A 25,708-nucleotide genomic window follows, 5' to 3' on the forward strand; every position below is an offset into this window, starting at 1 on the left:
ACCGCACTCCGTCAGGGCCAAACAACTTGAGCGCTCATACAAACCCCGTAGAATGCAGCCGCCATTATGCCGCTACCTCTCAAGGACGAATTCAAACATGCGAGTTTTTACCCTGTTGCTGGCCCTCTGCCTTATGGCCGGTTGCGCTTCCAAGCCCGACTACTACATTTCCCCTGCGCCGGTGGCGATCCCCGAGACCGCCACCTATTGGATCGACACGTTCAACGTTGAAGTCGTCGGCAAAAACGAACGTTTCCTGCCCGACGAAAAAGTCCGTGACCAGTTGCACACCGACCTGATCGTCCGCCTGCTCGACGGCAATCGCTATGCCTCCAGCAAGGAAACCGCTGATTATCTGCTGGACGTCAACGCCGTCTATGCGCGCCGTATCCAAGACACTCAAGGTGGTTTCATGAACAAAATCGTCGCCGACGGTACGTACCTGGCCAGTGTCGATTTCAATTATCAGGTCAAGGTGAAGAAGGCCGGTGTCGAAGTGCTGCACTTTGCCCAGGCCCGCCAGGGGCTGATGCCGGGTGGGGCGATCGGGCAGCTCGAGGCCATGAGAGGCATCGCGGGCGCCCTGACGAACAAAGGCAACTCCGATGTCGAAGACTATTACACCGGCCATTTGAGCGGATTCATCGCCGATGATCTGCGGGGCATTCCGTCCCGCTAACGATGCCTGCTGCAACGTGCTGGCGATTGGTCCGATCGCGGTAACGGCCTGGCCACCTTGAGGGGGCCAGCCCGGTTTTTCCAGCGTGCCAAAAAAAAACCTGATCGTTAACCCGAACCTCGTGTGCCTTGCGTCTGAGCTTGTGTACGAATCATTCATTCACGAGGTTCAGCCCATGTTCCGTCCACTTCCCTTTATGCGTCCTGCTGCCCAAGGCTTCGCCGTGACTTTGCTGGTGGCGTTGGCCGGTTGTGGGTTGTCTTCCCGGGAGGCTGCCAAGCCATCCGAACCGGTGCCTGTGGCACCCAGCGTTGTACCGCAAGGCGAGATCGCCTACGTGCGCCAACCCATGGCCAAGCGCATGGTCGCCCCGGCATCAATGCCCGCCCCTAGTATGGCGAACGATGCCATCGCCGGGGATTACCGCACCGAACCGCGCGAGCAGTACGCAAAACTGCCGGACAACCCCATCCATAGCGTCGCCGAAACGCCGGTCTCGACCTTCAGCGTGGATGTCGACACCGGAAGTTATGCCAATGTGCGACGTTTCCTCAATCAAGGCAGCCTGCCGCCCGAAGGGGCTGTTCGGCTGGAGGAAATGGTCAACTATTTCCCTTACCACTATGCCCTGCCCAGCGACGGTTCACCCTTCGGTGTGACGACCGAAGTCGCCCCCTCACCGTGGAACCCCCACACCCGTTTGCTGCGCATCGGCATCAAGGCCAGCGACCGCGCCGTGGCGGATCTGGCGCCGGCCAACCTGGTCTTCCTGGTGGACGTTTCCGGCTCCATGGACCGTCGCGAAGGCCTGCCGCTGGTCAAGAGCACGCTGAAACTGCTGGTGGATCAATTGCGCGATCAGGATCGGGTATCCCTGGTGGTCTATGCCGGTGAATCCCGGGTGGTGCTCAAGCCCACCTCGGGGCGCGACAAGGTGACAATCCGCAACGCCATCGATCAACTCGACGCCGGTGGTTCCACCGCGGGCGCCTCGGGTATCGAACTGGCCTACCAGATGGCGCGGGAGAGCTTCATCGACAAAGGCATCAACCGCATCCTGCTGGCCACCGATGGCGACTTCAACGTTGGCGTCAGTGATTTCGACAGCCTCAAGCAGATGGCGGTGGACCAGCGTAAAAGCGGCGTCTCCCTGACGACGCTGGGCTTCGGTGTGGATAACTACAACGAACACCTGATGGAGCAATTGGCCGATGCTGGTGACGGTAACTACGCCTACATCGACAACCTGCTCGAGGCGCGTAAAGTCTTGGTCGACCAGCTCAGCTCCACCCTGGCGGTGGTGGCGCGGGATGTGAAGTTGCAGGTGGAATTCAACCCTGCCCGGGTCAGCGAGTATCGCCTGCTCGGTTATGAGAACCGTGCGCTCAAGCGTGAGGATTTCAACAACGACAAGGTCGACGCGGGCGAGATAGGTGCCGGGCATACGGTGACGGCCTTGTATGAAATTGTCCCGAAGGGCCAACCGGGCTGGTTGGAGCCGCTGCGCTATGCCAGCACGCCCCAGTCGGAGGGGAAATCAGGCGAATTGGCGATGTTGCGCGTACGCTACAAACCCGCTGAGGGCGGTAGCAGTCGATTGATCGAGCATCCGATTGCTGGCGTGCAGAACGACGACAAGCCTAGCGATGACCTGCGTTTCTCCGCCGCCGTGGCGGCCTTCGCCCAGCAGCTCAAGGGGGACGGGCGTTATACTGGGACGATGAGCTTGAAGGACACTGCGCAATTGGCCCGTTCGGCCCGCGGCGATGATCCGTTTGGGCTGCGTGCCGAGTTTGTGCAGTTGGTGGAGCTTGCCCAGAGCCTCGAGCCTGCGGCCAAGCGCTGATCCCGAGCACAACGAGGACCAAAATGTGGGAGCGAGCCAGCTCGCGATAGCGGTGGATTGATCAGCATCATCATTGACTGATCCGACGCCATCGCGAGCAGGCTCTCTCCCACAGTATTCCCTTGTTGTCTGCCAGGATTGTGCTGCAATGACCGGAAAGGAGTTCGTCACCCACATGTCCGCTGCGCTTGATTCTCCCAGCGACGAATCGCTGCTGGCCCGCTACCGCAACGGCGATGGGGCTTCTTTCGAAGTCCTGTACGCCCGCCATCGGCAAGGGCTCTACCGTTTCCTCGTGTCCTTGAGCAACAAGGCCGAACTGGCCGAGGAAGTCTTCCAGGACACTTGGCTCAGTCTGATTCGCAGCACCACCCAGCCACAAGGCCGGGCGAGTTTTCGCACCTGGCTGTTCCAGATTGCCCGCAACCGTTTGATCGACCACTGGCGCAAGCAGGGTGTCCACAATCCGTTGCACGACAGCTACGACGAGCAGCTTCACGTCCAGCCCGACGACACCAGCGGCCCTGAGCAGCAGCTGAGCCTGAGCCGCGACCAGGCGCGTCTCGATGCGGCGTTGCAGGCCTTGCCCGAGGATCAGCGAGAAGTCTTCCTGCTGCGCCTGCACGGCGACCTGGAATTGCCACAGATTGCTGCCTTGACCGGCGCCCCACTGGAAACGGTCAAGAGCCGCTTGCGTTACGCCCAGCAGAAGTTGCATCGGCTGCTGGCCGAGGAGGTACCCGCATGATCGACTCCAAACACACCCCGGATCCGAACGACGAAGTGCTGATCGAGCATTTCCGCCAACACACCAGCGGCGAGCCGCCAGCTTCCCTGGACGCTTTCATCCTGGCCACCGCCCACCGCGAAGCCCCGACGCCTGCACCGAGCTTGTGGCAACGTTGGTTGCAAGCCTGTCAACGGCCGCGCTGGCAAATGGCATTCGCCACGATCGCCGGCGTGGCGCTGATGATCGGCCTGGTGCTGCGCTCGCCCGTGCCCCACGACGAACTGTCCTCACCCGCCTCGATGGAGTTTTCCGCCGATCGGCAAGCGCCTGCCGTTGCCGCTGCACCGCCGCCGGCCATGCCCGCCCCCGCCCCGATTATCCGCATGGCGCCCCAGGGCGAACTGGCCCAAGCCCCGGCAAGTCCGATGCAATCGTTGGCGGAAAAGCCTGCGGCGAAAATGAGCAAATCGGCGCCGGCTGCACTGCCATCGCTGGAGCAGGGCCTGATGGAAATCCTGCTTTTGCGCGAGGCGGGTGAGAGCAAGGCTGCTGATGAAAAGCTGCTGGCATTGCACAAGCGCTTTCCCGAGGAGGACTTGCCGGCGCGGTTGGAGGCGTTGCGCAAGCGTTGAGTGATCAGCGCTTACAAAAGCCCTGGGCATTAACGTTTCCGATCCAAAAAGTGAAGGGTCACTTTTCAGGCGGTTGATGCTCGGTATCGGGTTACAAATGCAGCCATAGCAGGAACACTTGAGCGGAACTATACTCGCCAGCATGAAAAAGCTGATGCTCGAACTCGACGGAACCGACCCAAGCAAGCTCTCCATGGCTCGCTTGACGGATTATCTGTGTGAGCTCGCTGAGCTTTTCGGCTCCCAAGATCATGTTCATTTTGACTCTGTCACCGAAGGTTGTGTCTGCCTGAATACGTGGGTGGAAGACGAGACGTACCCACACGTCTTGAACAGGGTGCGGGAGGCCGCTCAGGGGATTGGACCTAAGCGCGCGAGAAAAGCCTACGTGCAGCTATCCGCGCTGATGGAGCAAGATCGAGTAGATGGCGTCCTTCAGGCAGCGGATGATGCGAACATTCTCCAGTTTCCCAAAGCAAAGACCGCTCCTCCTCCCATGGTCATCATCAAACAAGGCAGCGTACAGGGGCGCCTGTATGTCGTTGGTGGGAAGGATGAGACGGTTCCTGTCCGGCTTGAGGGCGCGGGTGGCGAAACTCTTCTTTGTGAAGCCGATACAGCACTGGCTGAACAGTTGGGCAAGCTTCTGTTCAAGTACGTTCGCGTTCATGGCAAGGGAGAATGGGAAAGTCGGCCGCATGGCGGTTGGCGGCTGCGCAAAATGTTCATTCAATCCTATGAAAAACTTGAAAAAACCTCGTTGCGCAGTGCGGTGACCCAGCTAAAGGAACTCGGTGGCATCACGTGGAGCGAGATGGATGATCCTCATGGAACGATCCAGAACTTAAGGGGATGAGGTGCGCATAGTTCTCGATACCAATGTCCTCGTTCAAGCCTTGGGAAATGCAAAGGACGGTATCGTTCTGGTTGATCCTGCCACTGGTCATAATGTTGATCGGGCGGAGGCTAGGGCTGAAGCCCTAATCGAACTGGTCGATGCCAGAGGTGGAACGGTGCTGATCCCAACACCTGCGTTGGCTGAGTATTTGGTTGGTGTCGATCGAAATTTTCACCAGAGCCATCTGGATGTCATAAACGGCCTTTCGTGTTTTGAGATCGTATCGTTTGACCAGATTGCGGCGGTCGAATGTGCCCGTATGGTCGATGATAACGAGTTGAAGGTGCTTGATCCTGCTGCTACCAAAGCCAAGTTGCGGTTTGATCGTCAGATCATTTCCATTGCTTTGGCAACCAATGCCGATGAGATCTGGACTCATGACGCGGGTCTTTATTCTAAGGCCCAGAAATGCGGGTTGGTTACGAAATCCTTGGGGAATATTGAGCCTGCTCCTGAGCAACTGGAGGTCAAGCTGGACCACTGATAGCTCCTGAGCGCTGACAAAACCAGCGCCCACAAAAAAGCCCCAGGTCTTGCGACCTGGGGCTTTTGATTCTGAAGATGGTGCCCAGGCGTCGTTTGAACTCAGCTCTGCGGACCACATTCTGTAAGGGTTTAGTTGGTTGTGTTTCGGTTAGGCATACACGCTGACAATTGCTGATGCATGCAACGGCTACTAGCGTCGATGCCGTGCGACCACGAGCAATGAGTCGTTCAAGCTTTCTCTATCCGCCGAGAAATGTGCATCCCTATGGCAATTTGGACACAGTGCAACGCAGTTTGAAACTCGATCACTGACTTCAACGCCCAGTATATGGTGGACGTCCAGAAAGCCAGTATACGAGCGACTTGCTCCGCAACCCGGCCGTTCACAACGCGCACCGCAACGATCTATGACCGCTTTTCGGACCTTCGGATCCCGAGCAACTCTGGAAACGGTCACCTGGAAACGTAAGGTTTCATCACGACCCAAGAGCGATAGATCGATACCCGGTAGATCGTGAAAGGTGTCGTTGGTCGCTGTTTCGAAACCATCGGAGCCCTGCCGTCGAGCCAGGTCCTCCACCTCAGGCCAATTCCATAAAACGTCGGCAACCTTGTATGCCTCGTCATAACGATCATCCATCAGCCACATGGTTGGACAATCTCCATTTACCGCATGGTTCTTTTTGAGGCGCCCTAGCTTCCCTTCAGCGATTAGCTTCGCGCTTACATCTCTTTGTCCGTTGATAATTCCAGTTATGGCGTTTACAGGGATTAGGGCCGCGAATTTGATAGCTGATTCATAGCGCTGGACCAAAAGTGCGTGGGTCACACCTTGAGGCGCTTCGCGATCAACGATTTCGGCAATTGTCTTGTCCCAATCACCATCGCTTAGCCGTGCTCGTAATTGTGCCGCAGAGTATTTCTCAGGCTGGTCTTCCCACCGCCAACACAAGCGAACACGGGCGGTGAATGTCTTACCATCAGGTGTGGTGGCGGAAAGAAGTTGAGAATGACCTTTACGTACATCACTCACACCATTGAAACCGATGCCTTCCAAAAAAGGCTTGAGCATTCCACGAGTGACTTTCTCAGCTTCGATGCTTTCGACCGTTCGGAAGGCGCGTTTTTGAGGAGAACTATCCATAGGTGAATACCGTGTAGAAGGCGGTGATGGTGGAAGCACAAATAGTTTCCAGCGCTTCCTGTCGATAGCGATTTGACGATAGGTCAGCCTGAGATTGTTGCTTCAGGGAACGCTGGAGCGACCAAATATTGCTGGGGCCCCTGAGAGATTCTTATGCATACGGGGTCGGAAACCCGCGACATCGTGTTAGCGATAGGCTACGCAGCTTACTGAAAATTTCAAACGTTGAAATTGAAAGGATCTTGAAGAAAAAGAGGCATCGTTACCGTGTCGATAATGATGCCCTTTTGTGTTGCTGATAACGCACGCTTGGCGTTGGTCAACCGAATTAACTCCGTCAACCTGTCAATTAACTTAAAAAATCCAGCCCCTAACACGAACGCGCGGGTTTTCTGCTCCGCACCAACCGCAATTGCCCAGGGGCGCCGACTACCTCCAAAGCTATAGGGCAGATGCACGGGTGAACCGCAGTTCACCAAGTTCACCTGTTCACTAAGCTGGGCACCTTTCCGCTAATAAGATCGTGCGGATTACTCGGCCCGTGTCGAGAGCCGTTACTCAGAGACCCCGGCACTAACGGTTAACCGATTTTTTCTTCGGTCAGCCACCTGAGCTCGTGGGTTTCCGACCCGTATTGAGTGAAAGTCTCAGGAACCCCAGAGTGTTTTCGGGGCACCAACATAGTGCCGTTTCGAAAACGGAGCGATGCGTTTAGTCGCTGATGGCATTAAAAATAGGGGGGGCGGGGATCTCGTTCGGATATCCCCTAAAAAACGGTATAGCAGGTGTCACTCGTATAACAGGTGTTATTAAGTCTTTGAATTAATTTATTAATTTTCTTGTAGCATCTTTCAAGGAATGCATGTACACGTCACGTACCAAAGGCCTATCGGTGTAACGCTGATGTCAGCTCAAAAGTAAAATCTGTGGTACATCCTCCAGAAAGAAGTGATTTGAACCCCAAACTAATGTAGCGCCACTCTGACCAAGACCCCGTCTTTGCATGCTGCGAAGGGAGAGTTACTCAGATGTTGGGAAGCTAAAGAGATGTACGGGAATCAGTTATATATCACCTTGAGAATTGCACAGGACAATGGGACGCCTCCCAATGCAGACTCACGGTTTCTGCCGGGGCGCATTCTTACGCACCAGTAGCTGGATAAGAGCGAACATACGGTGAAAGAGATAGTCGACATGATCCACATCGACGACGGGAATCTGTTTTAGCTCGTGATGTCGAATGAGGTACCCATTGCCGATCAACGTCAGCTGGGACGCTTCGGTATCTAGCACCGATCTAAATGGAATATCAGGGGCTGTTTGCTCCAGGATTATTTGGATAGATTTTTTCTTGTCTGAAGCATGCGCCAAGCTTTTAATGCGTTCGAAGCAATCCCATAAACGCTCCAATGCCTCTCGTCGTTTCAACGGGTCGGGGGCCGAAAACTTGATCCGTGCTTCCTCAAGCATAACGTCTAGGGTCTGGTCACCGGTTCGTAACATAGGCTGTAGCAACGCATCACTGATAATCACCGGTAACAATCGTACTATTTGCCCGTGTGGATTGAGTTCATAGGCAACACCGTTGCGCGCAAAGATAAGGTTAATCTGGTCGCGGAGCTCGATTCGTCCGACACTCTCATCAAACGTCAGATGGTGGTGTTGAAAATGGTTGTGATGCAATCCTAGTATGGGTTTCGCAACGTGGAACCACAAAAATTCCAGGAAATCGAGCACAAGCAAATATGGTGGCGCGTATGGCTCGGCTTCCATCCAAGAGTGTTCCCCAGGAATGGACGCTTGGAGGGGCCAACCAAGGCCTGGCATGTGACTTTTTACCGCCGCCCCAAAGCTGACTTCATCCGTGCCAATTACCGCTGGACCGTCATAGCAACATACGGGGAACGATGACCCAAATGCTCCGCTGTTCACCAAGCCCCTGACAACGGCGATAATGCCTCCCCAAACCTGCGGGGTGATTTCGGTTTCGGTCCTCGGTTTTGGGCCATGCTCTCTATTGCTAAAGTAATTTTCCATTGGCTCTACTCCTTCTTTTGAAGCGAAAATGGGCGCTTTGGTGTTGATGACACCCGAAAGACGGGCGATGGAGAAGCATCAATTTTTTCCTGAGTGTCCATAAATCGGCCCTGATCGAAGGAAAACGATGGTTTTCGAGTTAAAAATGCCATTCGCGAACGACGCTGACAGCGAGACAGGCATCCTTCATTGCCACAGTCGCGCTCTCCCGTACCAAATGACTTATCATAAAATCGCTCTGCGATGTGGCACACTAAGGAAAGACCTACTACACAGACGAACGTTATCGTCCTAACCTGAGCCTCCTGGGACCCAAATGAAGCAAAACAATGTTGTTCAAAAAATTTGGAGCCTTTGTAATATTTTACGGGGCGATGGGATAACCTATTACCAATATATCGCAGAGTTGAGCTATTTATTATTTCTGAAGATCGCTCAGGAAAACGGTTCTGAGGAGCTAATTCCCGAAGGGTTCCGATGGGCTGACTTAGACTCTCATGGCGAAGAGGATCTGTTGGGGTTCTATCAGGAGATGCTTACTCATTTGGGGGCAGCAGCAGGTAACGAAGTGGTGAGAGCGATATATGCTTTCCCTACGACAGTGTTTTCACATTCCGCAAATCTTAAAGCAGTTATCAGTGGAATATCAAAAATCGATTGGCATCAAGTTGATCAGGATGGGTTTGGTGATATTTACAGTGGACTAATTGATAAAAGCGCTCAAGATACTCGTTCGGGAGCCGGTCAATATTTTACGCCGCGCCCCCTGGTAGAAGTAATTGTAAGACTGACGCAACCAAAAGTGGGCGAGCTGATTCAAGATCCATCTATAGGAAGTGGCGGATTTTTGGTCGCCGCCGATGAATTTATTAGGCGTGCGGCTACTAAGAAACAATACAAGGCCAACCCACCAAAATATCAAGGCGTGGAAATAGAAAAGAATACACGTCGTATTTGTCTTATGAACACGTTCTTGCATGGTTTGGATGCGCAAATTATATATGGCGATGCTCTTACCGACGATGCGAGTGCTCTAGAGGCTGCCGACCTAATACTTGCTAATCCACCCTTTGGCAGTAAAGCAGGAAGTAAACGCTCCTTGCGCAAGGATATTCCATTTCCAAATTGTAATAAGCAACTTGCTTTTTTACAGCATATTTATCTAGGGCTTAAGGAGGGGGGGCGATCCGCAGTTGTTCTTCCGGATAATATACTCTTTGAGGGCGGTGTAGGGCGAGCGGTTAGAAAAAATCTTATGGAGGTTTGCAATCTCCATACTATTTTGCGTTTGCCAACGGGCATCTTTTACGCTGCTGGGGTGAAGACAAACGTTTTATTTTTCTCAAAGACAAAAGAGGCAGAGAGAGGCACTAAGGATGTTTGGATATATGATATGCGTGCAAGCATGCCAAGGTTTGGCAAAACTTCACCTCTAGAACAAAAGCACTTTGAAGATTTCATAATAAACTTTGGAGACGATCCTTATGGTAAATCCTCCCGTAAGGATCAGGGGATAAATGGGTGTTTTCGTCGTTTTACCCGAGAAGAAATCGCCAAACGCAACGATAATCTCGATATTTCCTGGCTTAGTGACGACAAGGTCGGAGCTGAAGAAGGACTGACCGAGCTGGAGGATATATCTGCTGCCATTCTTGGGCATCTCCGCTCGGCCCTCTCTGAAATCGAAGCTGTTGAGGAAGAGCTCGCAGAGTCTGTCGAGGTAGAAGAATGACGCCTGCAAGAGTCCTCGCTCGAACGAGCAGTCGCTTTTTTGTTGACTACACTCCTACTGCAACACAAACCTTTGCCACCTTATTCGACCTAAACAGCGAAGCACAGACACCACAAGAGCCAACAGTCCTTTGCTACGAAAGAGGAGGCAGGGAATGAGTGATCTGCCGGACGGATGGGTCGAGGTAACTTTTGATGATGTCGTAGATGTTAATCCGCGAAAGTCAGTTGGCTTAAGCCTTGACGACACCGTCACGTTTGTTCCCATGGCTGCTGTTTGCGAGCTAACGGGCGCTATCGTTCATGACGTTGTGAGGCCATTGCGCGAGGTTAATAAAGGCTTCACTCAATTTGCCGAAGACGACGTAATTTTTGCCAAAATCACCCCGTCTATGGAAAATGGAAAGTCGGCAGTGGCAGTTGGCCTCGAAAACGGAATTGGCTTCGGCTCCACAGAGTTTCACGTATTCCGAAGTCATGGAGGCGTTCTGCCGAGGTACCTCTGGTACTTCATCCGTCAAAAAGCTTTCCGCGAAGATGCTCAGAAAGTCATGTCTGGTGCAGTTGGTCAGCAGCGGGTCCCCGCAGGCTATTTGAAGGACTGCGTGCTTCCTCTGCCTCCCTTAGCTGAGCAGAAACGCATCGTAGAAAAAGTAGATAGCTTGATTGCCCGCACTACTCGTACGCGCAATGAACTTGATCATATTCCGGCTCTGGTAGAAAAGTACAAAGCGCGTCTTTTATCTTTGGCTTTTTCCGGAAACCTTTTGACTGACTCGTCGGGCGCTTTAAAACGGAAGGCCCCGCAAAATTCCTTTCTTAAAGACCTAGTAGAGAGTCTCCGTTACGGAACCGCACAGAAAAGTTTCGAGAGACCAGTAGGCGTTCCGGTTTTGCGTATTCCCAATGTGGTGTCAGGGAAGATAGAGCTAGATAATTTGAAATACTCGGAGCTTGATGATAAGGAGTTTTCTGCTCTCAAGCTCAATGTTGGAGATATTTTAGTTGTTCGATCCAACGGTAGTGCAAGTTTAGTTGGGCGGCCTGCCGTTGTATCCGAAGACGCTATAGGAATGGCTTACGCAGGCTATCTAATTCGCCTTCGATCGTTACCCGATAAAGTGGTGCCAGAATTTCTTGCTCTGATGTTACAAGCTCCTGAAGTTAGAGCGATTATTGAATCTGGTGCGCGATCAACAAGCGGTGTCCACAATATTAACGCCAAAGAGCTTGGAGCGCTTGAGATACCTCTATTTCCTCTAGATGAGCAAAAAGAAATTGTCTGCAGTATCGAGACCGCATTCGCATGGCTTGATCGCGTATTATCCGATTACGATGCTGCGTTTAAATTACTGCCCAAGCTCGATGCTGCGATCCTTTCGAAAGCCTTCCGTGGTGGCCTCGTCGCCCAGGCCTCGAAAGATGAGCCCGCCCGCACCCTTCTTTCCCGCATCCGCGCTGAGCGCGAAATTGCTCCAAAGAGGCAGATGCAAATGCGTAAGACAGCTAATCCGATGATCAAAGACCCGAAAGAGCGCCTTCTTCTAGATAGTGAAAATTGGCCTGATAAGGGATTACCATTTGAAGAAGTTGCTAAACGCAATCCTATCCCGCATGACGAGATGCGTGATGCAATATTCACATTGCTGGCTGAAGAAACGCCGCGACTGCGTCAGGTCTTCGATAACGACGCTGAGTGTATGCACTTGCAACGGGTGAAGGCATGAGGTTACGTCGTCTCAAAATTGAAAGTTCCTCGGCGAGCGGAGGGCTGTTTGATGGACTAGACGTTTGGTTCGGACGGGGGCTAGACGGCAAGTCAAGTGATCCCCTCGCACCGTTATGCATGATCGGACCGAATGGCTCGGGTAAATCGCAATTTCTTCAACTGCTTGCCGAAATTTTTCAGGCAGCTTGGCACGCACATAATCCCGCCGAAGAGCGTAGGAGTGCCAACGAAGATATTCTGTTTTCTCTAACTTATTTGATCAGTTCGCCTGGAGCGGATGCGCCGGAGGAAGTCACGTTATTACGCACAAAAAAAGGGCGTGCCACGGGACCGATTGAGCTTTATCGCGATGGTTCGGAAAAACCTGTAAAGGCGGGCTCATTAGAGTTTGAGAAGTATCTACCTTCAATCGTTGTTGGATACACGTCCGGCGATAACGAGACGCTTAGCTTGCCATTTCTGGTTAGCCGGAGCGGTTATGCACAAGACGTAGCACGAGCTGCTTTCGGCGACACTGTTAAGAATACTGTACCTGACAACCGGTTGATGCTTATTGACTACGGTACCAACCTTGAGGTTCTGTTCTCAAACCTGATCCTAGGTCCTAAAGAGGCACGTGAAGAGATTTTACGACATGCACGTCTTTCGGATCTCGCTTCTTGTCGTTGTGTCGTACGCCTCGCGCATTCCGTAATTAATAAGGCTCCAAAAAAACGAACGGATATTACGGGACGCAAAGGCATTCAGCTTACTGATGAACTTGAGAGCATCATACGATCACTGAAGCGCACGGCAACTTGTTGGACTGAAGACGAGAAAACTGAGACCTATACTTTCGATTTTTTCATAGACGATGCTACTCGGTTAGCGTTCGCCCATTTTTGGAATGATGCGTTTTCGCTCTATCGTGCTTTACACAAGCTCGCGCTCTTGAACGACCTAGCAATCCCGAGGCCTGCGCGGAAGCGATTGGACCGTGCTGTGAAGGAGCGTCGTTTCGCTTCACGACTGCCAGAACCTCAGCAGGAGGACATGGTATTCGGCTTTGAAGAAGTACGATTCTGGCCAGCTGACGAAGGCAGGAAAGCTGTTGACTATGTATCTCTCTCGGACGGCGAGCATCAGCAAGCACTGATCCTTGGGGCGTATGCAATGATGACGGATACCAACGCATTATTTTTACTCGACGAACCAGAGTCGCACTTCAACCCACAATGGCGGGTGAAGTTCGTTCAACGGCTGATGGAGCTAACAGGCTCGCGGGCAAACCAAGAGTTGCTTCTTACATCTCACGCGCCCTTCGTACCGTCTGATATGCCCCGAGAGCAGGTCCTGATTTTCGAGCGGGACGATGGCAAGATAATCGTCAAAGAGCCTCAAATAGAGACTTTTGGAGCCACGTTCGACCGGATTTTGGAGGCTTGCTTCAACATTCGACCGCCGATCTCAAGAATTGCGGAGGAAAGAATCAATGAAGTGCTCATGTCTGAAGATATTGGCGAGGTCGAACGCGTCCTGAGCGAACTTGGCCAGTCGGTAGAGAAGGCTTTTCTGGCAGACCATCTGCGTCGATTGAAGAATAAAAAAATCTGATGCTATTTACCTATTCGCCCCAAGCACTTGTAGAAAATTGGTTGAACCATACCATCATTCAAATCTTGAACGATGGTATGCTGCGGATAATTGGCGGGCATCAAGTCGTTGCGTGGCCTTCGGTGATACCTGTAGCCCGTCGATCAAAGTTAAAGAGCCGCACGGGGATCCGGAAACGCCTCGAAAAATTCTGGATAGAATTTATTGCTCTTAACCTAACCACTCAAGAAGCTTTGCTGGAAACGTTAAGCCAACAGTCGTGTTTACCGGATGCGCTATTTAATAATTCAACCTGCGTTGAGATTGATAGATTTCCCGACGGTATTCGAGACGCGGCAGTCGACCTGTTTAGATTTCTCTTTGAAGAGCAGCTCACTACCATAAACATTGGTAGTGAATGCCTTCGTGATGTGCATTACACTGCTATATATACAGAGTTTCCTTCGCGTGTATGCCCCTTTTGTGGTCTTGGCCATTTTAGAGCCCCAGGTGCACCTAGACATGCACTTGATCATTACATGCCCATTACAAAACATCCTTTCGTAGGGGCTGACTTTCGCAATCTACCGCCTATGTGCAGCGAATGTAACTCTGACTTTAAGAAGAATATAGATATCCTGCGAGATAAACATGGTCGAAGGCGACGTTGTGTCGACCCATACAACGGTCCAATTTTCAGGGTGAGTTTGGCGAAGAGTTCGCCCTTTGCTGGATCTGTTACAAATGGTATTCATCTACCAAAATGGAATATTCAGTTTAAAGGTGGGCCCCAAAGCGAAGCTGAAAATTGGGATCGAATTTTCAAGATTCGAGAGCGTTATGAGCGGGATGTCCTCAACGCTGAATACAGATCTTGGCTTGAGCACTTCGTGCATTGGTATGTGCGGGGGAATCATGGCGGTAATAGGGGGGATGAAATTGCCGCAGCTATTCCTGAATATATCGATACTGTCATCCAGGATGGTTTGGCTGATAAAGCCTTTTTGAAAGCAGAAGTTTTTCGCATGTTGCGTAATGAGTGTCTTAGTTATCGGCGCGGAGAAGATATGAAAGCTTTTTTAGAAGTCTTGGTTACCAACGTATAAAAATCTGCGCAGATCGCTTATCTGCAAACCACTAAAGGTTCCTGATTAATGGAGTAGGTTTTTATTTTAAAGCTATTGATTTGGCTCAAGCAAACAGCCCGCGATCGTGGGCTGATTTGGGATCACGCTGCGAGTAGATCCGCTAAAGAGATTTCATGTGCGGCGGATGCCAGATCGGAACGAGCAAGGCTTGAATGAAACGGACCGAACCGTGGTACGTCAAGTCTGGATAGAGCGTCCCCCATCCCACCCTTCTGATAGCTGACGGCAAGTATCCGCGCTCCAACAGCAACCTACTGCGCGGTAGCTTTACTCCCACTCCTCATCTAATGCAAGACCTATTGCATTCAAGGCTGCCTTTTTTTGTAAGCGCTCCATGAACCCCACAGTAAGCGTCTGCCCAACACACCTTGCGTGATCAAGCGGGCGCCCACCTGTGCAGCAGCAGTTCGGTAATCTCACTCGCACGCTGCGTCGGCAGGCGTGTAAGAACATCCTTCAAGTATGCATACGGATCATGCCCGTTGAGCCGCGCCGACTGGATCAAACTCATGATTGCCGCCGCACGTTTACCGCTGCGTAACGAGCCCGCGAACAGCCAGTTCGAGCGGTCAAGAGCCCACGGCCGAATTATTGTCAATGGGTACGGCCCCGTCATCGAGATAGCGCGTCAGCGCTATCCAGCGTTTGAGGTTGTAATCTAAGGCTTTGGCGATGGCCGATCCCTCAGGCACAAGCTGCCTCTGGGCAATCATCCATGTATGAAGCGCATCGGTGATCGGTGCCGATTTTTCCTGCCGTATTCCCTGCCGGGCACCCGGTTCTAGCTCGTGAACCTCTCGCTCAACTTCGTACAAGGCCGCGATGTAGTGCAGCGCTTTTTCGGCGATCTGGCTCTTGTTGGTCGCGTGCAAGTCGAAGAACTTTCGGCGTGCATGAGCCATGCGGCCGATCTCCGTAACGCCCCGTTCAAATCCTGTCTTGTAGCCAGCGAAGTCATCGCAGACCAGCTTGCCGTTCCAGTGGCGAAGGAAGTTTCGGGCATGTTCGCCAACGCGGCTCGGGCTGAAGTCGTAGGGATGGATAGCCAGAAACAAGAAAGCCCGCACAGGGCGGGCTTCTTGAGGTGTTTCGTAGACTGTCTGAGACAGGTCTAGATTGCTATATGGTGCACCAGGCGGGATTCGAACCCACGACCCCTGCCTTCGGAGGGCAGTACTCTATCCAGCTGAGCTACTGGTGCGACGCGGGCGCCATGATACTCATATGCATGGCGGGCGTCCATGCTGCTGATTTGCCGGTGTTTTCACACTGCTCGGCGGCTCTTGGCTACGCTGATCAGAAAAAACAGGCAAATTCGGTTTTTTCGTTCTTTTTTTCGAACAGCCTATTGTCCTTCACCCCTATCGGCCCTAGGATTCGTTTGAGATTTCAAACGCTCTTGTCTGGGTGCTGAACCGCACGTCTGTGCTTTTGTGCGTTATTTCTGTGCTTCAGCCCGGTGAATGATTTCCCTGACGGCAGCCCCCGAGGCGCCTTTTCTACAAATCTAATTCGCTCCGCGTGCGCGCGGTGCTGTTAAGGAAAGCCGACATGCAGCTTAAAGACACCCAGTTGTTCCGCCAGCAAGCCTTTATCGATGGCGCTTGGGTCGATGCGGACAATGGTCAGACAATCAAGGTTACCAACCCGGCGACGGGCGAAGTGCTGGGCACCGTGCCGAAGATGGGCGCTGCCGAAACCCGCCGGGCGATTGAAGCCGCCGACAAGGCACTGCCGGCCTGGCGTGCACTGACCGCCAAGGAGCGCGCCAACAAGCTGCGCCGCTGGTACGAATTGCTGATCGAAAACCAGGACGACCTTGGTCGCCTGATGACCCTGGAACAAGGCAAGCCACTGGCCGAAGCCAAGGGCGAAATCGTCTACGCCGCCTCGTTCATCGAATGGTTCGCCGAAGAAGCCAAGCGCATCTACGGTGACGTGATTCCCGGCCACCAACCCGACAAGCGCCTGATCGTGATCAAGCAGCCGATTGGTGTGACCGCGGCCATTACCCCGTGGAACTTCCCGGCCGCGATGATCACCCGTAAGGCCGGCCCGGCCCTGGCCGCCGGTTGCACCATGGTCATCAAGCCGGCTTCGCAAACCCCGTTCTCGGCCCTGGCCCTGGTGGAACTGGCGCACCGCGCCGGCATCCCGCAAGGCGTGTTGAGCGTGGTGACCGGCAGCGCCGGCGACATCGGTGGCGAGCTGACCAGCAACCCGATCGTGCGTAAGCTGTCCTTCACCGGCTCGACCGAGATCGGTCGCCAGTTGATGGCCGAATGTGCCAAGGACATCAAGAAAGTCTCCCTGGAACTGGGCGGCAACGCGCCGTTCATCGTGTTCGACGACGCCGACCTGGATAAGGCCGTCGAAGGCGCGATCATTTCCAAGTACCGCAACAACGGCCAGACCTGCGTCTGCGCCAACCGTCTGTACATCCAGGATTCGGTGTACGACGCGTTCGCGGAAAAACTCAAGGCGGCGGTCGCCAAGCTCAAGATCGGCAACGGCCTGGACGATGGCACCACCACCGGTCCCTTGATCGACGAGAAAGCGGTCGCCAAGGTACAAGAACACATTGCCGATGCGGTCAGCAAAGGCGCGACCGTGCTGTCGGGCGGCAAGGCGATGGAAGGCAACTTCTTCGAGCCGACCATCCTGACCAACGTACCGAAGAACGCCGCCGTGGCTAAGGAAGAAACCTTCGGCCCGCTGGCACCGCTGTTCCGCTTCAAAGACGAAGCCGAAGTGATCGCGATGTCCAACGACACCGAGTTCGGCCTGGCCTCGTACTTCTATGCCCGCGACCTGGGCCGTGTATTCCGTGTGGCCGAAGCCCTGGAATACGGCATGGTCGGCGTCAACACCGGGTTGATTTCCAACGAAGTCGCGCCATTCGGCGGCATCAAGGCTTCGGGCCTGGGCCGTGAAGGATCCAAGTACGGCATCGAGGATTACCTGGAAATCAAATACCTCTGCCTGGGTATCTGATCAGCTTCAAGCGCAAAGGGCACGAGAGCGCTGTCCCTTTGCGTGTTTCACCCGTTCTGATTCTTGTGGCCGGAACGCTGCGGCAGTCGATCATCGCATGCTGTCGCAGTTGCCTCCCTGCCATGTATTCCTTGAGCCACGCCGCCCGATGAGCGGCGAATGAGGACATTTTAATGAGCAAGACCAACGCAGACCTGATGGCCCGCCGTACCGCCGCTGTTCCACGCGGTGTTGGGCAGATTCACCCGATCTTTGCCGAGTCGGCGAAGAACGCCACGGTGACCGACGTTGAAGGTCGTGAGTTCATCGACTTCGCCGGCGGCATCGCCGTGCTGAACACCGGTCACGTGCACCCGAAAATCATCGCCGCCGTGACCGAACAGCTGAACAAGCTGACCCACACCTGCTTCCAGGTCCTGGCCTACGAGCCGTACGTGGAACTGTGTGAAAAAATCAACGCCAAGGTGCCGGGTGATTTCGCCAAGAAAACCCTGCTGGTGACCACCGGTTCGGAAGCGGTGGAAAACGCCGTGAAAATCGCCCGCGCCGCCACAGGCCGTGCCGGTGTGATCGCCTTCACCGGCGCTTACCACGGTCGCACCATGATGACCCTGGGCCTGACCGGTAAAGTCGTGCCGTACTCGGCCGGCATGGGCCTGATGCCCGGCGGCATCTTCCGCGCGCTGTACCCGAACGAACTGCACGGTGTGAGCATCGACGACTCCATCGCCAGCATCGAGCGCATCTTCAAGAACGACGCCGAACCGCGTGACATCGCGGCAATCATCATCGAGCCGGTACAGGGCGAAGGTGGTTTCTATGTAGCACCCAAGGAATTCATGCAGCGCCTGCGCGCTTTGTGCGACCAGCACGGCATCCTGCTGATCGCTGACGAAGTGCAGACCGGTGCCGGTCGTACCGGCACCTTCTTCGCCATGGAGCAGATGGGCGTTGCCGCCGACCTGACCACCTTCGCCAAATCCATCGCTGGCGGCTTCCCGTTGGCCGGTGTGTGCGGCAAGGCCGAGTACATGGATGCCATCGCGCCGGGTGGCCTGGGCGGCACCTATGCCGGTAGCCCGATCGCCTGTGCGGCGGCGCTGGCGGTGATGGAAGTGTTCGAAGAAGAACACCTGCTGGATCGCTGCAAGGCTGTGGGCGAGCGTCTGGTGGCCGGCCTCAAGGCGATCCAGAAGAAGTACCCGGTCATTGGTGACGTGCGAGCCCTGGGCGCGATGATCGCCGTGGAGCTGTTCGAAAACGGCGACTCCCACAAGCCGAACGCGGCAGCGGTAGCCCAGGTCGTGGCCAAGGCGCGTGACAAGGGTCTGATCCTGCTGTCCTGCGGCACCTACGGCAACGTTCTGCGGGTGCTGGTGCCGCTGACCGCTCCGGACGAGCAACTGGAAAAAGGCCTGGCAATCCTTGAAGAGTGCTTCTCCGAACTCTGAGTGACGGTTGTGCGCTGATCCACAAAAACCCGCCTTCTGGCGGGTTTTTTCATATTGGCGAAGCTGTCCGGCGAATTTTGAGCTGTCTGGAACGGCCACCAACGTCTAAGGTGCAAGTATGGCAAGGGAGCATGCTGCATGACTGCTGTGGATTTACCCGCTGTACCCCGTGTGTTGATCGCCGAGGCCGATCCGGCGTCCCGTGAGCTGCTTGAGCAGGTGTTGTCGGGTGTGCGCTGCGATGCCAGGGTGGACACTTGTGGCGACGGCAAAGAGGCTTTGGATTTGCTGGCGAAGCATTCCTACGACCTGGTGATCGCCGATTGGGAGCTGCCGGGGGTTGATGGCCTGGCGATTCTGCGTGGCCTTCGCCAGCAGCATCGCACGCCGCCGTTGCCGTTCATCCTGATGAGTCGGCGCAATGACAGCGCCAGCGTGCGCGAGGTCTTGCCGCTGGCGCCGACCGCGTATCTGACCAAACCCTTGAACCGGGACAACCTGACCCAGCGTTTGCAGGGGGTGTTAGTGAACGGCGGTGAAGAAACTTCCAACGATGCGCCGGTTCCGGGGCCGGCGTTGACCTTGCTCACCTTCCTGGAACGTCGGCGTGACCTGTCCGAGGGCGCGCCCTTGATGACCGATGTGCAAGTGGCGGTCAAGCGCAGCCTCAACCCCGGCGGCCTGGACCTGAAACTGCTCGAAGAAGAAATCCGCACCGACCCGCAAATTACCGCCGTGCTGATCGCGGCGGCCAACAGTGCTGCCCAGCATCAGGGCGGTGGCCCGGTGCAGACGGTGGCCCAGGCGCTGCACCAGCTTGGTTCCGGACCAAGCATGAACCTGATCCTCGCCCTGACCCTCAAACGCTGCGCCCGGCTCAGCGTCCCATGCCTGGCGGACTATGCCGAGCGTTACTGGGAGCTGTCGCTGCACACGGCCGAATACGCCCGGACGATGGCGCGCTTGCTGGACCTGGAGCAGGAGCGCTGCTATTGCGCCGGCTTGTTGCATCGCCTGGGCGACCTGGCGTTGCTGCGCTGCCTGGAAGAGTGGAAACAGGCCGGTGGCGAGCTGGACGAGCCGGAGGAAGTCGGCGACTCGCTGGACATGTTCGGCGCCAGTTTCGGCTCGGCGTTACGTGCCCGCTGGCGTCTGCCGTTGGAGCTGCGGGAGTTGATCGCGGCGGTCTATAACTTGGGGGGCGGGGTGTATTCCCGTGAAGCCTTGGTGATGAACATGGCAGCGCAGATGGCGCATCTGCCCGCGCATGAGGGTCTTGAAGAACTGGCCCGTGGCCGCACGGCGCGGCTGCTGAAGATCGGCTTGCCGGAGTTGACACGGTTGCGCCGCAAATAAAGCCACTGCCCAGCCCTGTGGGAGCGAGCTTGCTCGCGATGGTGGCAGTCCAGACAGGCCAGAACCTGTGGCGAGGGAGCTTGCTCCCGCTGGCCTGCGCAGCAGGCCCTCAGCATGCTTACAGGCAGAACACGTTGTTCGGTTTTGCGACTGCTGCGCAGCCGAGCGGGAGCAAGCTCCCTCGCCACAGGGGATTGTCGGTGGCTCGGAATTTCGCATCCGCCTCGAAACCAGAGCTGTGGGAGCGGCATGACTGGGCTCAACAGCACTGCGATTGGCGTCAAGCCGCGATGATGCGGTTCTTCCCTTTGCGCTTGGCTTCGTACATGGCTGCGTCGGCGCGGGCGAACAGGCTGTCGAGGGACTGGTCTTCGGGGGTAATGCCGGTCAGGCCCTGGCTGACGGTAATGCCGAAACTCTGTTCACCGCAGCGGAACATCAGGCGCTGGATTTCCCGTTGCAACCGCTCGGCCACTTGCAGCGCCATGTCCGGGGGGCAGCCGGGGAACACCGCGGCGAACTCTTCGCCGCCGATCCGCCCGAACAGGTCACCGCGCCGGAGCACGGACCGCCCGCTTTCGGCGATTCTCTGCAACACGGTATCGCCTTCCTGATGGCCGTAGGTGTCGTTGATCACCTTGAAGTCATCGATGTCCAGCAACAGGAACGCCATGGGCATACCTTGTAGCCGTGCCTGCTCGAACTCGCGGTGGGCGCATTCGAAGAAATGCCGACGATTGCTGCTTTGGGTCAGCACGTCGGTGGTCGCCAAGCGCTGCAGTTCGCTTTCCAGCAGCTTCTTTTCGGTGATGTCTTCGGCAATGCCCACCACAATCACCGGTTGCCCTGGCTCGGCCTTGCGGTTGATGAAGCATTTGTCGCTCAGCCAGCGGATTTGGCCGTTGCCGGCAATGATGCGGTATTCACGGTCTTCGACGGCGCCTTTGACCAAAACCTCGGCCAGGCTGCGCTCGGCGTACTCCAGGTCGTCGGGGTAAATGGCGTCGCGCCATTCGTTGAAGTCAGCCAGGACCAGGCCGGCGGGGCGGCCGAAGATCCGCTCGTAGGCGGGGCTGACATACAGCACCTGTCGGGTTTCCCAGTTGAACGCCCACAGCACGGCATTGACGCTGACCAGCAACGAGCTGAACAGCTGCTCACGCTCGCTCAGGCGCGCCACTTCGCCTTGGGCATGCATCAGCGCCATGAGCGTCTGGGCTGCCTCGGGCCAATGAGGTAGGGAGTAATCCTGTAGGTTCTTGTCGACCATCGGCACAAATCTCAAAGAGCATGCACTGCTATTGGTTCGCACGCGCTTTCTCCAAAACCCGCCTGGATGGCGAAGTGCTCTTTGAGATAGGAGATTTGGGGCGAAGTTCCTTTTCAGGCGACGAAGGGCGTGGGGATTTAGCGAGTCAGGTGCCAAGTGTTGGACCTGTGGCGAGGGAGCTTGCTCCCGCTTGAGCGCGAAGCGCTCACAAGAAAGAGAGGGCTGCTGCGCAGCCCAGCGGGAGCAAGCTCCCTCGCCACAAAAAAGCCCTTGTCCACAGTGCTGGCGTTGCCTGGTCAGGCCGTGGCAGGCCGTAGCGAGTAGGTCTTGAGTTGGTCGGCAAACTCGCGCAGGGACTGGATGCCGCTAGCCTCGGCCTCGTGGACCCATTCCTTGATGGCGGCGAGCATGTCGTGGCCGTTGCTGCTGGTCTTGACCCAGATCTGCTGCAAGGCCAGGCGTTTCTCGTAGATCACCTTCAGCGCCTGGCTGTGTTCGAGCATGTTCTGGATGCGCACGTGGTGACGCTCGTCCAGCAGGCTGGTTTCCCGCGACAGCAGGCGTTTGGCCCTGTGGAACTGGTGACGCACCGAGTGATCGACCTTTTCCAGTTCCTGCTTCACCAGTGGCGCGATGACCAGCCGGCGGTACTGCGCCATGATCTGGAAACGGTTGTTGAGAATCGCCATGGCCGTGTCCATGTCCAGGTGGCCCTTGCCTTCGACCCGGTGGGCGATCGGCGCAACCCGCTGGACCTTGGCCAGGCGCAGGATACTGAACACCCGTATCCAGGCCCAGCCCAGGTCGAACTCCCATTTGCGTACCGACAGCTTGGCCGAGTTGGGGTAGGTGTGGTGGTTGTTGTGCAGTTCTTCGCCGCCGATCAGGATGCCCCAGGGCACCAGGTTGGTCGCCGCGTCGCGGCATTCGAAGTTGCGGTAGCCCACGGCATGGCCCAGGCCATTGACCACGCCAGCGGCCCAGACGGGGATCCACATCATCTGGATGGCCCAGATAGTGATGCCGATGGTACCGAACAACAGCAGGTCGATGATGCCCATGATCGCCACGCCCAGCAGCGGGAAGCGGCTGTAGAGGTTGCGCTCGATCCAGTCGTCGGGGCAGTTCTTGCCGTAGATGCGCAGGGTTTCCGGGTTTTCCGCCTCGGCGCGATACAGCTCGGCGCCTTTGCGCAGCACGGTGGACAAGCCCTTGATGACCGGACTGTGAGGGTCATCCTCGGTTTCGCATTTGGCGTGATGCTTGCGGTGGATGGCGGTCCACTCACGGGTGTTCTGTGCCGTGGTCAGCCACAGCCAGAAGCGGAAGAAATGTTTGAGGCCGGCATTGAGCTCCAGGGAGCGGTGCGCCGAATAACGGTGCAGGTAGACCGTGACGGCAATGATCGTGACGTGGGTCATCAGCAGGGTGACTGCCACCAGTGACCAGGCCGACAAGCCAAGAAAACCTTCGTACCACATAGGCTGTAGGGCCCTCGATAAAGATAGAAACAGCCGTTGCATTATCACCGGCCCTACAGATAAAACCAGTCGGCCTTTCAGATAAGAGTGGCTGAATGTTTCTTCCTCTATAATCCCCACCTCTCTGTAGGGACATGGATGGCCGAATGCCTGCTTATCAACGCAGTGCCATGCGCGTAGCGCTGCTTTACCTCGTGTTGTCAGTCGTCTGGCTGCAGCTGATTGGTTATTTATTGAGCAGTTTCTTCGATCAATTCGCTGACAGACAACGCTGGCTGCTGATCAACGGCTATGCCTGGGTCCTGCTCAGCGCCGGGTTGATCTTCTTGGCGCGGGCGCGGATCTCGCGATTTTTCGCCAAGGGTGAGCACGGCGCCGATCGCGAGCGTCTGCGCCAGGCTGCCGCCGTCTTCGATTGCACCCGCGAAGGGGTGTTGGTGACCGACCGCAACGGCCTGATTGTGCACGTGAACCGGGCCTTCATGGCGATCACTGGTTATGTGCGGGATGAAGTGCTGGGCCAGCGCCCCAGCCTGTTCAAGTCCGGTCGTCATGGGGCGGAATTCTATCGCGACATGTTTACCTCCCTGGACAGCCAGGGGGAGTGGAGCGGCGAGATCTGGAATCGGCGTAAAAGCGGTGAGATCTACCCGCAATGGCAGACGATCCGCGTCATTCGCGACGACAGCGGCGAGGTCAGCCATTATGTCGCGGTGTTTTCTGACATCAGTGCCATCAAGGATTCCGAGCACGAACTGGCCTACCTGGCCCATCACGACCCGCTGACCGGCTTGCCCAACCGCCTGCTGTTTTCCGATCGTACCGAGCAGGCCCTGGCGTCGGCGCAGTTGCACAAGCGTGGCTGTGCCCTGTTGCTGCTGGACCTGGATCACTTCAAGAACATCAATGACAGCCTGGGTCACAACGTAGGCGATGAGTTGCTCAAAGGCGTGGCCGAGCGGTTTCGCGGGCTTTTTGCGCCGGGCGTGACCCTGGCCCGGCTGGGGGGCGACGAATTTGCGGTGCTGGTGGAAAACTGCTCGCAGCCAGGCCAGGCAGCGGCGCTGGCCCGGCGCATCCTAGACGCCTTGAAAGAGCCCCTGCGGTTCGATGACCATGCATTGTTCATCAATGCCAGCATCGGCATCAGCCTGTTTCCCGGCGATGCCCTGAGCGCCGGGCAGCTGCTGCGCAATGCCGATTCGGCGTTGTTCAAGGCCAAGAGCGCCGGACGCGACGGCTACGCCTTGTACACCGAAGAACTCACCGCCCACGCCCAGCAGCGGGTCGAGATTGCCTTCGAATTGCGGCGCGCGCTGCAGCAACAGGAGTTGCGCGTTCACTACCAGCCGGTCCACGACTTGGCGACCAGTCGTCTGATCGGTGTCGAGGCGCTGGTGCGATGGGAGCATCCCACGCGTGGATTGGTGTCGCCGGCCGAGTTCATTCCCATTGCTGAACGTACCGGCCTGATTGCCCAGGTCGATGCCTGGGTCATGGACCAGGCCTGCCGGCAAATGTGCCAGTGGCAGCAGGCCGGCGTGGCGCTGTCGTTTGTCGCCGTCAACGTATCGAGTCGGTTGTTTGCGCGTCGCGAGTTGTATGACCAGGTCGCGCAGGTGTTGCACGACACGGGCCTGGATCCGGGTTGCCTGGAGCTGGAAGTGACGGAAAGCGCGGTGATGGATGACCCGGAGGTGGCGCTGGAGCAGATGCATCGCCTGCGGGAGCTGGGCGTGCGCTTGGCTATCGACGATTTCGGCACGGGCTATTCGTCGTTGCTGCGGCTTAAGCGTTTGCCGGTGCAGAAGCTGAAGATCGATCAGGGTTTTGTCGCGGGGTTACCGTGGGATGAGGATGACGCGGCGATCGTCCGGGTGATCATCGCCCTGGCCCACAGCATGGGCATGCAAGTGCACGCCGAGGGCATCGAGCAGCGTGAGCAGGCGGCATTTTTGCTGGGACAGGCGTGTGAGCTGGGGCAGGGCTACTGGTTTGGCCGGCCCGTGGCGGCGGCGCAGTTGGATTGGCACTGTGCGCCGGTCATTGCTTGATCGTCAGTGGTATTGGTGTTGATCGGGTACATATCCGTTGCTGCGGTAACGGCCACTTAGGGTTCCGCCCTGACGGCGGCTCACTTTTGAGAAGCCCGGAAGCCGGCCCAGTCAAAAGTAAGCAAAACGCTTTTGCCCCACCACTCGGTGCCTCGCCTAGGCTCGGCATGCCCTCTCTCCGGCATTGCTCCGTGGGCCGCCGCGAAGGGCCATCCATGGCCCAGCGCGGCTACCTCGGCATCCATGCCGAGGTGCCCACTACGCAATGCCTGCGTTCGGCCATCGTGGTTAACGGGGCGCCCGAGATCAACGTCCACCGCGAGGCGGCCTAGTAGCCGACCTGGCTCTGGGTGAGACCGCGTTTCCCCTGTGGGAGCGGGCTTGCTCGCGAAGGCGTCGGTTCAGCTTGCATCCAAGCTATGTGCTACCCCTTGGCCCCAGACGCCGCCATCTCCTTGGTTTCCAAATGA

20 protein-coding genes, 1 tRNA gene and 1 pseudogene are annotated in these 25,708 nt (G+C 56.1%); 15 read left to right on the forward strand and 7 right to left on the reverse strand.

What is annotated here, in order from left to right; genetic code table 11:
• Positions 1-97 precede the first annotated feature (97 nt).
• The 6 genes from BLO97_RS28670 to BLO97_RS28695 all read left to right on the forward strand — a co-directional run bounded on the left by BLO97_RS28670 (position 98) and on the right by BLO97_RS28695 (position 5,269).
• Entirely contained in the window at positions 98-679 is a 582-nt protein-coding gene (locus BLO97_RS28670; RefSeq protein WP_092150273.1) for a hypothetical protein, read from the forward strand.
• A gap of 175 nt (positions 680-854) precedes the next feature.
• A complete protein-coding gene (locus BLO97_RS28675; RefSeq protein WP_092225633.1) occupies positions 855-2,525 on the forward strand; it encodes a vWA domain-containing protein in 1,671 nt (556 codons plus the stop codon).
• 175 nt (positions 2,526-2,700) lie between these two features.
• Entirely contained in the window at positions 2,701-3,273 is a 573-nt protein-coding gene (locus BLO97_RS28680; RefSeq protein ID WP_092150306.1) for an RNA polymerase sigma factor, read from the forward strand.
• Positions 3,270-3,887: a hypothetical protein gene (locus BLO97_RS28685; RefSeq protein WP_092349502.1), complete on the forward strand. Its 618-nt coding sequence runs from the start codon at positions 3,270-3,272 to the stop codon at positions 3,885-3,887. The genes BLO97_RS28680 and BLO97_RS28685 overlap by 4 nt, the downstream gene beginning before the upstream one ends.
• 154 nt (positions 3,888-4,041) lie before the next feature.
• Positions 4,042-4,743, forward strand: coding sequence for a hypothetical protein (locus BLO97_RS28690; protein WP_256572450.1), 702 nt, complete (start codon positions 4,042-4,044; stop codon positions 4,741-4,743).
• A 1-nt stretch (position 4,744) separates the two neighbouring features.
• Entirely contained in the window at positions 4,745-5,269 is a 525-nt protein-coding gene (locus BLO97_RS28695; protein ID WP_072347243.1) for a type II toxin-antitoxin system VapC family toxin, read from the forward strand.
• Positions 5,270-5,461: 192 nt separating this feature from the next.
• Here the strand turns inward: BLO97_RS28695 and BLO97_RS28700 are convergent, their stop codons facing one another.
• From BLO97_RS28700 to BLO97_RS28705, 3 genes are all read right to left on the reverse strand, one after another.
• Positions 5,462-6,415, reverse strand: coding sequence for an HNH endonuclease (locus BLO97_RS28700; protein ID WP_256572453.1), 954 nt, complete (start codon positions 6,413-6,415; stop codon positions 5,462-5,464).
• 218 nt (positions 6,416-6,633) lie between these two features.
• Positions 6,634-6,891, reverse strand: a complete 258-nt coding sequence (locus BLO97_RS31460) for a hypothetical protein (protein ID WP_139197742.1) — start codon at positions 6,889-6,891, stop codon at positions 6,634-6,636.
• A gap of 640 nt (positions 6,892-7,531) precedes the next feature.
• A complete protein-coding gene (locus BLO97_RS28705; protein ID WP_092349508.1) occupies positions 7,532-8,452 on the reverse strand; it encodes an AbiJ-NTD4 domain-containing protein in 921 nt (306 codons plus the stop codon).
• Positions 8,453-8,768: 316 nt separating this feature from the next.
• Here BLO97_RS28705 and BLO97_RS28710 point away from each other — a divergent pair, with 316 nt between their 5' ends.
• The 4 genes from BLO97_RS28710 to BLO97_RS31465 all read left to right on the forward strand — a co-directional run bounded on the left by BLO97_RS28710 (position 8,769) and on the right by BLO97_RS31465 (position 14,590).
• Positions 8,769-10,184 carry a class I SAM-dependent DNA methyltransferase gene (locus BLO97_RS28710; protein WP_092349510.1) on the forward strand — a complete coding sequence of 472 codons (1,416 nt, stop codon included), beginning with the start codon at positions 8,769-8,771 and terminating at the stop codon, positions 10,182-10,184.
• A gap of 154 nt (positions 10,185-10,338) precedes the next feature.
• Entirely contained in the window at positions 10,339-11,910 is a 1,572-nt protein-coding gene (locus BLO97_RS28715; protein ID WP_092349513.1) for a restriction endonuclease subunit S, read from the forward strand.
• Positions 11,907-13,505, forward strand: coding sequence for a restriction system-associated AAA family ATPase (locus BLO97_RS28720; RefSeq protein ID WP_092349516.1), 1,599 nt, complete (start codon positions 11,907-11,909; stop codon positions 13,503-13,505). Before BLO97_RS28715 ends, BLO97_RS28720 begins: the two co-directional genes overlap by 4 nt.
• Entirely contained in the window at positions 13,505-14,590 is a 1,086-nt protein-coding gene (locus BLO97_RS31465; protein ID WP_139197743.1) for a hypothetical protein, read from the forward strand. The genes BLO97_RS28720 and BLO97_RS31465 overlap by 1 nt, the downstream gene beginning before the upstream one ends.
• Before the next feature lie 418 nt (positions 14,591-15,008).
• Here the strand turns inward: BLO97_RS31465 and BLO97_RS28735 are convergent.
• Positions 15,009-15,666 (reverse strand): annotated as a pseudogene (locus tag BLO97_RS28735) (IS66 family transposase); the annotation flags it as partial.
• A gap of 90 nt (positions 15,667-15,756) precedes the next feature.
• Positions 15,757-15,833: transfer RNA gene (locus tag BLO97_RS28740), tRNA-Arg, on the reverse strand.
• A 350-nt stretch (positions 15,834-16,183) separates the two neighbouring features.
• Here BLO97_RS28740 and gabD point away from each other — a divergent pair.
• The 3 genes from gabD to BLO97_RS28755 all read left to right on the forward strand — a co-directional run bounded on the left by gabD (position 16,184) and on the right by BLO97_RS28755 (position 20,433).
• Positions 16,184-17,626: an NADP-dependent succinate-semialdehyde dehydrogenase gene (gene gabD / locus BLO97_RS28745; protein ID WP_063323510.1), complete on the forward strand. Its 1,443-nt coding sequence runs from the start codon at positions 16,184-16,186 to the stop codon at positions 17,624-17,626.
• Between the two features lie 173 nt (positions 17,627-17,799).
• Entirely contained in the window at positions 17,800-19,077 is a 1,278-nt protein-coding gene (gene gabT / locus BLO97_RS28750) for a 4-aminobutyrate--2-oxoglutarate transaminase (RefSeq protein WP_092150261.1), read from the forward strand.
• Positions 19,078-19,215: 138 nt separating this feature from the next.
• On the forward strand, positions 19,216-20,433 hold the full coding sequence (locus BLO97_RS28755) for an HDOD domain-containing protein (protein WP_092349525.1): 1,218 nt from the start codon (positions 19,216-19,218) through the stop codon (positions 20,431-20,433).
• A gap of 280 nt (positions 20,434-20,713) precedes the next feature.
• On the opposite strand, the gene BLO97_RS28760 is transcribed toward BLO97_RS28755, so the two are convergent.
• Together BLO97_RS28760 and desA are read right to left on the reverse strand one after the other, a co-directional pair.
• A complete protein-coding gene (locus BLO97_RS28760; RefSeq protein ID WP_057450587.1) occupies positions 20,714-21,703 on the reverse strand; it encodes a GGDEF domain-containing protein in 990 nt (329 codons plus the stop codon).
• 296 nt (positions 21,704-21,999) lie between these two features.
• The gene (gene desA / locus BLO97_RS28765) at positions 22,000-23,184 is read right to left on the reverse strand and encodes a delta-9 fatty acid desaturase DesA (protein WP_072347251.1); all 1,185 of its coding nucleotides are present in this window, start codon (positions 23,182-23,184) and stop codon (positions 22,000-22,002) included.
• Between the two features lie 146 nt (positions 23,185-23,330).
• Between desA and dibA the strand changes: the two genes are divergently transcribed.
• Both dibA and BLO97_RS31750 read left to right on the forward strand, forming a co-directional pair.
• Positions 23,331-25,238, forward strand: coding sequence for a phosphodiesterase DibA (gene dibA / locus BLO97_RS28770; protein WP_092349528.1), 1,908 nt, complete (start codon positions 23,331-23,333; stop codon positions 25,236-25,238).
• A 167-nt stretch (positions 25,239-25,405) separates the two neighbouring features.
• On the forward strand, positions 25,406-25,570 hold the full coding sequence (locus BLO97_RS31750; protein ID WP_175489872.1) for a hypothetical protein: 165 nt from the start codon (positions 25,406-25,408) through the stop codon (positions 25,568-25,570).
• Positions 25,571-25,708: the final 138 nt, after the last annotated feature.

It is taken from the genome of Pseudomonas sp. NFACC05-1 (genome assembly GCF_900100135.1).
GTDB classification, from domain to species: domain Bacteria; phylum Pseudomonadota; class Gammaproteobacteria; order Pseudomonadales; family Pseudomonadaceae; genus Aquipseudomonas; species Aquipseudomonas fluorescens_Q.